This is a genomic window from Mariniflexile sp. HNIBRBA6329 (assembly GCF_043558645.1).
Lineage (GTDB): Bacteria > Bacteroidota > Bacteroidia > Flavobacteriales > Flavobacteriaceae > Mariniflexile.
Genome location: NZ_JBIFXS010000028.1, coordinates 1 through 6549 on the forward strand (window position 1 = coordinate 1; position 6549 = coordinate 6549).

The window sequence follows — 6549 nt, forward strand, 5'->3', positions numbered from 1 at the left end:
ATATCGAGCTCATTATTGTCAAAATTAATTATAAATTTGTCTAAGGTTTTGGGGGCAGTCCATTTTCTATTCGGTTTTTATTTGCTAAATTACGTGCTAAACCACGCAACAAACCATATACAAACACGTTGCCTACAATTATGAAAAACATCTCTTTAGCAATATTTATTTTCGGATTTCTAATTTGCAATAGCCAGAATAAATCTCAACTGATTATTGGAACGTGGAAACACGAAAAAGAAATTGACCAAAGAACTTATAATGAAAAAACGTCTGAGGATAATGGTGTACCTAAAATTATTGAATCTGACGAAAAAGCCGACCTATTTCTGACTTTTGACAAAACTCATGTATATTATAATAATAGAGAATTTGGACTATGGAAAATGAACAAAGATTCTTTATTGATTTATAATAAAGTTTCAAAAGACAATGAACATCTTGACAAAAAAATAAGAGAAGAATATTTAAAAGACGAATTCTTAGTCCTCAAAGAGGACGGAATTTATTTCTCTGAACCACATTATTTAAAAATAAAAAGATTATCAAAAGAGACTTTGGAATTTGGAAATGAAAAAAGATATTCAATTTACATCCGAATAAAATAACTGTAGGCAACACCGGCTATAGTTCATTGCTGCGGAATTTTCTGCCGAAAATTCCTTACTCTTTACTATCTTTGGTTTACAGCGGAATAATCCAGCGGATTTTTCCGCAACGAAACCATAGCCAAACACGTTGTAGCTAATACCTCAAAACCATATGAGTAAAACAAATGACCTAATTGATTTCATGCATTCTCTAACGAGAGAAATGGGAGATGAATATGATAGAATTCAAAAGAGGTCTACTGAAGACGCTGGAACCGCTGGCGACCAAGGGGAGGAAAATTGGGCAACAGTTTTTAAAAATTGGCTTCCTGCTGACTATCAAATTGTAACAAAGGGAAGACTTTTAAGTGAAAAGGGAATTGCAAGTCCTCAAATTGACGTAATTATTTTACATCCTTTTTATCCAAAACATTTATTAGATAAAAAACTATACTTAACAGCTGGGGTTGCAGCTGCTTTTGAATGCAAGAATACATTAAAAGCAAGTCATATTGATAAAGCTATACAAAACGCTAAAGAAATAAGGAATTTAATTAACTTAAAACCTTCTAATTATAGAAATGAACTTTATAGCCCTATTGTTTATGGATTAATTGCACATTCCCATTCTTGGAAATCAAATGGTTCAACACCTTTAGAGAACATTCATAACAAACTACTAGAATCTGATTTAAAATATATTAACCATCCGAGAGAATGTCTTGATTTTATTTGCGTTAGTGATTTAGCTGTCTGGTCTTCTTATAAACAACCGATGGGCATGCATGTTTACGAGCAAAATGGAAAACCTTTCTATAAGTGGATACCTGGAGTTCAGACTGCATATGGAAGGTCTGATAAGAAAATGTTTGATGAAGGTTCTCAACCTAAACTGAATTTTACCCCAATAGGTACTTTCCTTTCCCGATTATTAAAAAAGTTAGCCTTAACTGATAACAGGCTTAAAGATTTTTCTTGGTATTTCGGTCAAGCCGTAGGTGGTGGAGCATCATTACATTGGAGAAATTGGCCTGAAAATACATTATCACAAGAAGCTAAAACAGATTTAAGATTAAATGCAGTAAAATATCAAAAAGAAGGATTTAGGAGTGAAGGATAAGTACTAGCTACAACAAAGTATATAAAAAATTGCTACTTTTAGCTTAACCAAAGTTTGTTGCTTTGTTTGCTAGCTTCTGATTTTCCTTCGGAAAATCCTCGCACGCAAACACGCAACTTTCCATATACATCAACGTTAGGCAACATTTGAAAATGACCGTAAACCAACAAAAATCCGATAAACAATATGCTGCTTATCTAGCAAGAAAGTTTTTCAGCGGACAAATTTCAAAGCGGGAAATTTTAGACCAGTTTCCTGAATTTGACAAGGATTTTAAAATCAGACTTTTGTTTGACCGAATTACAAAAAAACCTAGGCAAAGTTGGTTCTTCGGAATTTCAAAAAAAGCCTATGAAAAATTCTTAACTGAAACCTATGAAATAATTGAAGACTTAGAAACTGGAAAGCTGAGATTTAATACAATGAAAAGACTATTCCAAGAATTGTGGCTTCATTCCGATAATTGTACTGAACCAATTGAACATATTTCAATTTTACTTTTCGAAGTTGCCAAATCAACGACCAACTCAAAGGAAGAAATAAGAAAGTATTTTAATTTATTGATTGACAAAAAAATTTTAAAAAGAATATCGGAAAAGCAATTAATTTATGAATTCACAGAAAGCGGAAAGAAAATCAAAATGGATTCTGAGATTGAAAAAATAATAAAAACGTTGCCTAACACCGTATAAAAAAAATTGCTAGTTTTAGCTAAACCAAAGTTTGTTGCTCGTTTGCTTGCTTCTGATTTTCCTTCGGAAAATCCTCGCACACAAACACGCAACTTTCCTTATACATAAACGTTATGCAACAGTTAAAAAAAGATTCGTGAAAAAATTAATGATTTTAGTTCTGATTTTAATTTTGTCTTGTAATGGAACAAAAACTACGACTGAAATTACTGAACCTGAATATGTTTTATCGGAATCTGACTTCGTAATTCTTCCTTTTCAAGAAAAATGGCATTGGATTTTTAAAAACGTCGAACCTACCGAACTTACTCAAACGGAATTGACGGAAATTGAAGATATATTAAAAATTGCGGTGGATAAAAACAACCAAGCGCAAAAAGAATATTTGTTAAAAAATAACATAGAAAACCCAAAGAATAAACGAAAAAAAACGGGTTTTGAATTGAAATTAAACGGTTATTACAGACAATATGTTCCTGTAATTAATGAAAAGGGCGAAAAGGAAATTTGGATTAATTTCTTTTGCTCGGACTTGGGGTCAGAGAATTGGCGAACTGATATATTTACTGTGTTTGATGGAGGAAATTGCTTTTGGAATATAAAAGTTAATCTGACCAAAAAAGAATATTATGAACTAGGAATAAATGGATACGCTTAATAAAAAAACCGTTGCATAACACCGTATAAAATTAATGGCTAGTCCTAGCCTACTTACGAAAATCCTCGCGGATTTTCTATCTGGTGTTTATTTGCTAAATTAGGTGCTTAAACACGCCACTAATCTTATACATCAACGTTACCTGCAAGCTTAGGAGAGCATCGTGCTAAAATGAAACGAAATGGCAAATAAAGAAGTTGAAATAAGGCTTTATGATAAAAGGGAGAAATTGACTGCAACTTTATATGTAGAGCAATTGGCTGAGAATAAATTTCGGATGACAGAAAATGATATTTTTAATTGCCGGTTGACAAAAGGGACGGAATTCGAGACTCGACTAAATAAAGAGGGAAATCATGAGATAATAAGAATAACAAAAGATTCTGGCTATATCACAAGGCGTTTCTTTCTTTCTCCTGAGTATAAAGAATCTGATTATCGAGTTCTCGGAGATGAGTTGGTAAAACGAGGCGGATTTTGGCAAGTTGATTTCGGAGGAATAGTAACAGTAAATATCCCGAAAGACTTTGAGTTTGATGTTGACCAAGTAATGAAGGACTTAGATTTAAAATTGACTGAAATTGTTGATGACTAAATTATGGAATGCATAGGTAGGATCAATAGAAGAAAGATTTATTACATTCAAATTCGGAATAATCCTAATTGGAAAACAGCCTTGCCTAAAGTTGATTGGGTAGCTTTCACAATTGCTAATACTGAAGATGAAGAATTAGTGCCACCGGCTGTAAAGATTTGTATGGATAGCAATGTGTCATATACTTGTAGTGCAGGAAACTTAGCAAATATGACTGAACAATATTTTGATGAAGAAATATCATTTCGCGGTGTTGATTATGAAATGAAAAATAAAAAGGAATATAATTACGACTTGTCACCAGTGACTACTGCGCATGAAAATTTCAGTGAAGGTTTTTGGTTTGCTACAACATTGGCTCATGATGATAATTTTGAAATTAATCAAGTAGTCTGTATTGACTTTACTAAAAGAAAGGTAAGGAAACACTTAATAGAATTGATTGATAAAATAAATAATGGTTGGCTTCCAAACGATGATGAAATTGAATTGGCTGAATATGACAGCTGATAAGAAAAGCCAGCAGGTAACAATAAATATAGGTCATTTGGCGGATAGTACTAAATTTGAGCATGTTAACACTTAATAAAATATATAGCGGTTTGATACTTTGGAGCTTTGAATTGCCAAACGCCCCATATTATCAACGTTGTGCAACATTTGACCAAAACCAAAACTGACTGAACTAAAATGTATAATTATCTCTTTTATTTCTTTTACAGTTACTACGACCGAACTGAAAAATGGAAAGAAGCTAAAATTCCTTTCTTATCAACGGTATTGATAATATCTGTTTTGTTAATGTTCAATTTTCTATTTATTCGTGACTTTATAACTTTCCATTTAAACGGATTTAGATATCGGAACTTTCAATATGAAAACTTAATTGTCCCGACCATTTTTATCGGACTGAATTACTGGTATTTTAAAAAAAATGACCGATTTAAAAAAATATTAAGCGACCATAAAAATATTACGGATAAGAAAAATTCAAAATTCTATTTAGCTTGGACATATATGATTTTGTCTGTAGTTCTTGTAATTTTAATGGGGTATTCAGTAAGAAATAATATTAAATGGATTTAAAAAAAACGTTGCACAACAAAGTATATAAAAAATTGCTAGTTTTAGCTTAACCAATGTTAGTTGCTTTGTTTGCATGCTTCTGATTTTCCTTCGGAAAATCCTCGCACACAAACACGCAACTTTCCATATACCAAACGTTGTGGGTAATTTGAGAAAACGGAAATGAACGAATCAAAAAGACTGAATTTTTTAAAATCATATCTCAAATTATATGGAGTTGAGAAAATTGAATTGACCAATGAAACAGTTGACTCAATTAGTGGTATTGCAATCTATGACAAATCTGACCCAGAAGAAAGACAAGAATTTATTTGGCATAAAACCGAAAGTGAAGTTCCTTCTGCCGAATTAAACATTTTGATTGAAAAAATTGTTGCGGAAAAATGGCATAACGGAGATAAAATAACAAAAGATATTGCCGAAATAGAATTTACAGAATTTGACAATGAAACGAAAAATAGAATGGAATTTGAACTTTTTGAAATTGATATTAAAATGGTTGATAACGGAGAAGAAACAGATTCCTACTTTGTGCATTACTGATTGAAAAATGAATATACTTAAGAAAATATCATTAATTGGAATTGTTTTCCTTTTGGTTGGCTGTTTCTCGACAGAAACAAAAAATGCTGAAAAAGCATATAAATATTGGTCTGGAGGTGAACCACCAAAAGAAATTGAATTAATAAAGGGAGAATATTATCAATCACCTCATTTTACACTAGAATACGAGCTATTCCTTAAATTCAAATCGGACAAAAAATGGTTTGACGAATTTGTTGAATATAACGGACTTGAAATTGACACAGTTGGAAACGAGTGGAAAGGTTGGACTAAATTACCTGAATGGTTTAAACCTGACCAAAACTATCTGATTTATGCAAAAGACCAATTAGACGAATTTGAACGTTCAAGATATTTAAGAAATCCTAAAACTGGAATTAGCTATATCTATGAAACCGTGGGAATGTAAAAAATAAAAAACTACCCACAACACCGTGTATAAAAAATTGCTATTTTTAGCTTTACCAATGTGAGTTGCTTTGCTTGCTAGCTTCTGATTTTCCTTCGGAAAATCCTCGCACACAAGCACGCAACTTTCCATACACATAAACGTTACCCAACATTTCTCAACGAACCGTAAAAAAAATCGAATTGAATAGAAAAACAAGTGATTTAATAGCTGGAATTTTATGTTCTGGATTTTCAATAGTTGGAATAACAATTATGAATAAATCGGAATTAATAACTTGGGTTACGATTGTGTTTTTCGGAATTGGAGCAATTTTGTTATTATTGAGATATTTTAATCCAAATAGTAAGTTTCTTCCAAAACAAAAAGATTATAATAAAAAGTTGAGTGACGAGGAATTTATGGAATTATACAACTCAAACGGAATTTTTACCTACGAAAAAAACGGATTTGAAATAACAATTGAGGAAAAACTGACCAAAATTGAATGGAAAGAAATTGAAAAACTAACTGCTTATAAAGTTGACCTTTTTGCAACAGATGAAATACGACTATTTTTAAAAGCAGAAAACGGAAAACAATTTGAAATTTCAGAAAGTACACAAGGTTGGTTTCAATTTAACGAAAAGATAAAAGAACAATTTCCTGAAATTAATAAAACTTGGGAAATTGACATTTCAGTTCCAGCATTTGAACGAAAAGAAACTGAAATATATAATCGGAATAAAAACGTTGGGTAACACCGTGTATAATTAATGGCTAGTTCTAGCCTACTTACGAAAATCCTCGCGGATTTTGAAGTGCCCCCAAAAAGTTAGACACTATTTGAGGGTAT

The 6549-nt window shown here is 31.8% G+C and carries 9 protein-coding genes; all 9 read left to right on the forward strand.

The window, feature by feature from the left end; translation table 11 throughout:
- The first annotated feature begins 140 nt into the window (after positions 1–140).
- Positions 141–608 carry a hypothetical protein gene (locus ACGK9U_RS15915; RefSeq protein ID WP_394467541.1) on the forward strand — a complete coding sequence of 156 codons (468 nt, stop codon included), beginning with the start codon at positions 141–143 and terminating at the stop codon, positions 606–608.
- Between the two features lie 154 nt (positions 609–762).
- The gene (locus tag ACGK9U_RS15920; protein WP_394467542.1) at positions 763–1710 is read left to right on the forward strand and encodes a DUF6602 domain-containing protein; all 948 of its coding nucleotides are present in this window, start codon (positions 763–765) and stop codon (positions 1708–1710) included.
- 152 nt (positions 1711–1862) lie between these two features.
- Positions 1863–2402 (forward strand): hypothetical protein, encoded by a 540-nt coding sequence (locus ACGK9U_RS15925; protein WP_394467543.1) that lies wholly within the window; start codon positions 1863–1865, stop codon positions 2400–2402.
- Between the two features lie 136 nt (positions 2403–2538).
- The gene (locus ACGK9U_RS15930) at positions 2539–3060 is read left to right on the forward strand and encodes a hypothetical protein (protein WP_394467545.1); all 522 of its coding nucleotides are present in this window, start codon (positions 2539–2541) and stop codon (positions 3058–3060) included.
- A gap of 181 nt (positions 3061–3241) precedes the next feature.
- Positions 3242–3655 carry a hypothetical protein gene (locus ACGK9U_RS15935; protein WP_394467546.1) on the forward strand — a complete coding sequence of 138 codons (414 nt, stop codon included), beginning with the start codon at positions 3242–3244 and terminating at the stop codon, positions 3653–3655.
- A gap of 3 nt (positions 3656–3658) precedes the next feature.
- Entirely contained in the window at positions 3659–4165 is a 507-nt protein-coding gene (locus ACGK9U_RS15940) for a hypothetical protein (RefSeq protein ID WP_394467547.1), read from the forward strand.
- A gap of 738 nt (positions 4166–4903) precedes the next feature.
- Positions 4904–5284 carry a hypothetical protein gene (locus ACGK9U_RS15945; RefSeq protein ID WP_394467548.1) on the forward strand — a complete coding sequence of 127 codons (381 nt, stop codon included), beginning with the start codon at positions 4904–4906 and terminating at the stop codon, positions 5282–5284.
- A 7-nt stretch (positions 5285–5291) separates the two neighbouring features.
- Positions 5292–5714 carry a hypothetical protein gene (locus ACGK9U_RS15950; RefSeq protein WP_345170504.1) on the forward strand — a complete coding sequence of 141 codons (423 nt, stop codon included), beginning with the start codon at positions 5292–5294 and terminating at the stop codon, positions 5712–5714.
- Positions 5715–5896: 182 nt separating this feature from the next.
- Positions 5897–6454 (forward strand): hypothetical protein, encoded by a 558-nt coding sequence (locus ACGK9U_RS15955; RefSeq protein ID WP_394467549.1) that lies wholly within the window; start codon positions 5897–5899, stop codon positions 6452–6454.
- Positions 6455–6549: the final 95 nt, after the last annotated feature.

What these genes read in the sequence shown, in the direction of transcription:
- ACGK9U_RS15915 (WP_394467541.1), top strand. Translation starts at nt 141, where the DNA reads ATGAAAAACATCTCTTTAGCAATATTTATTTTCGGATTTCTAATTTGC.
- ACGK9U_RS15920 (WP_394467542.1), top strand. Translation starts at nt 763, where the DNA reads ATGAGTAAAACAAATGACCTAATTGATTTCATGCATTCTCTAACGAGA.
- ACGK9U_RS15925 (WP_394467543.1), top strand. Translation starts at nt 1,863, where the DNA reads ATGACCGTAAACCAACAAAAATCCGATAAACAATATGCTGCTTATCTA.
- ACGK9U_RS15940 (WP_394467547.1), top strand. Translation starts at nt 3,659, where the DNA reads ATGGAATGCATAGGTAGGATCAATAGAAGAAAGATTTATTACATTCAA.
- ACGK9U_RS15935 (WP_394467546.1), top strand. Translation starts at nt 3,242, where the DNA reads ATGGCAAATAAAGAAGTTGAAATAAGGCTTTATGATAAAAGGGAGAAA.
- ACGK9U_RS15945 (WP_394467548.1), top strand. Translation starts at nt 4,904, where the DNA reads ATGAACGAATCAAAAAGACTGAATTTTTTAAAATCATATCTCAAATTA.
- ACGK9U_RS15950 (WP_345170504.1), top strand. Translation starts at nt 5,292, where the DNA reads ATGAATATACTTAAGAAAATATCATTAATTGGAATTGTTTTCCTTTTG.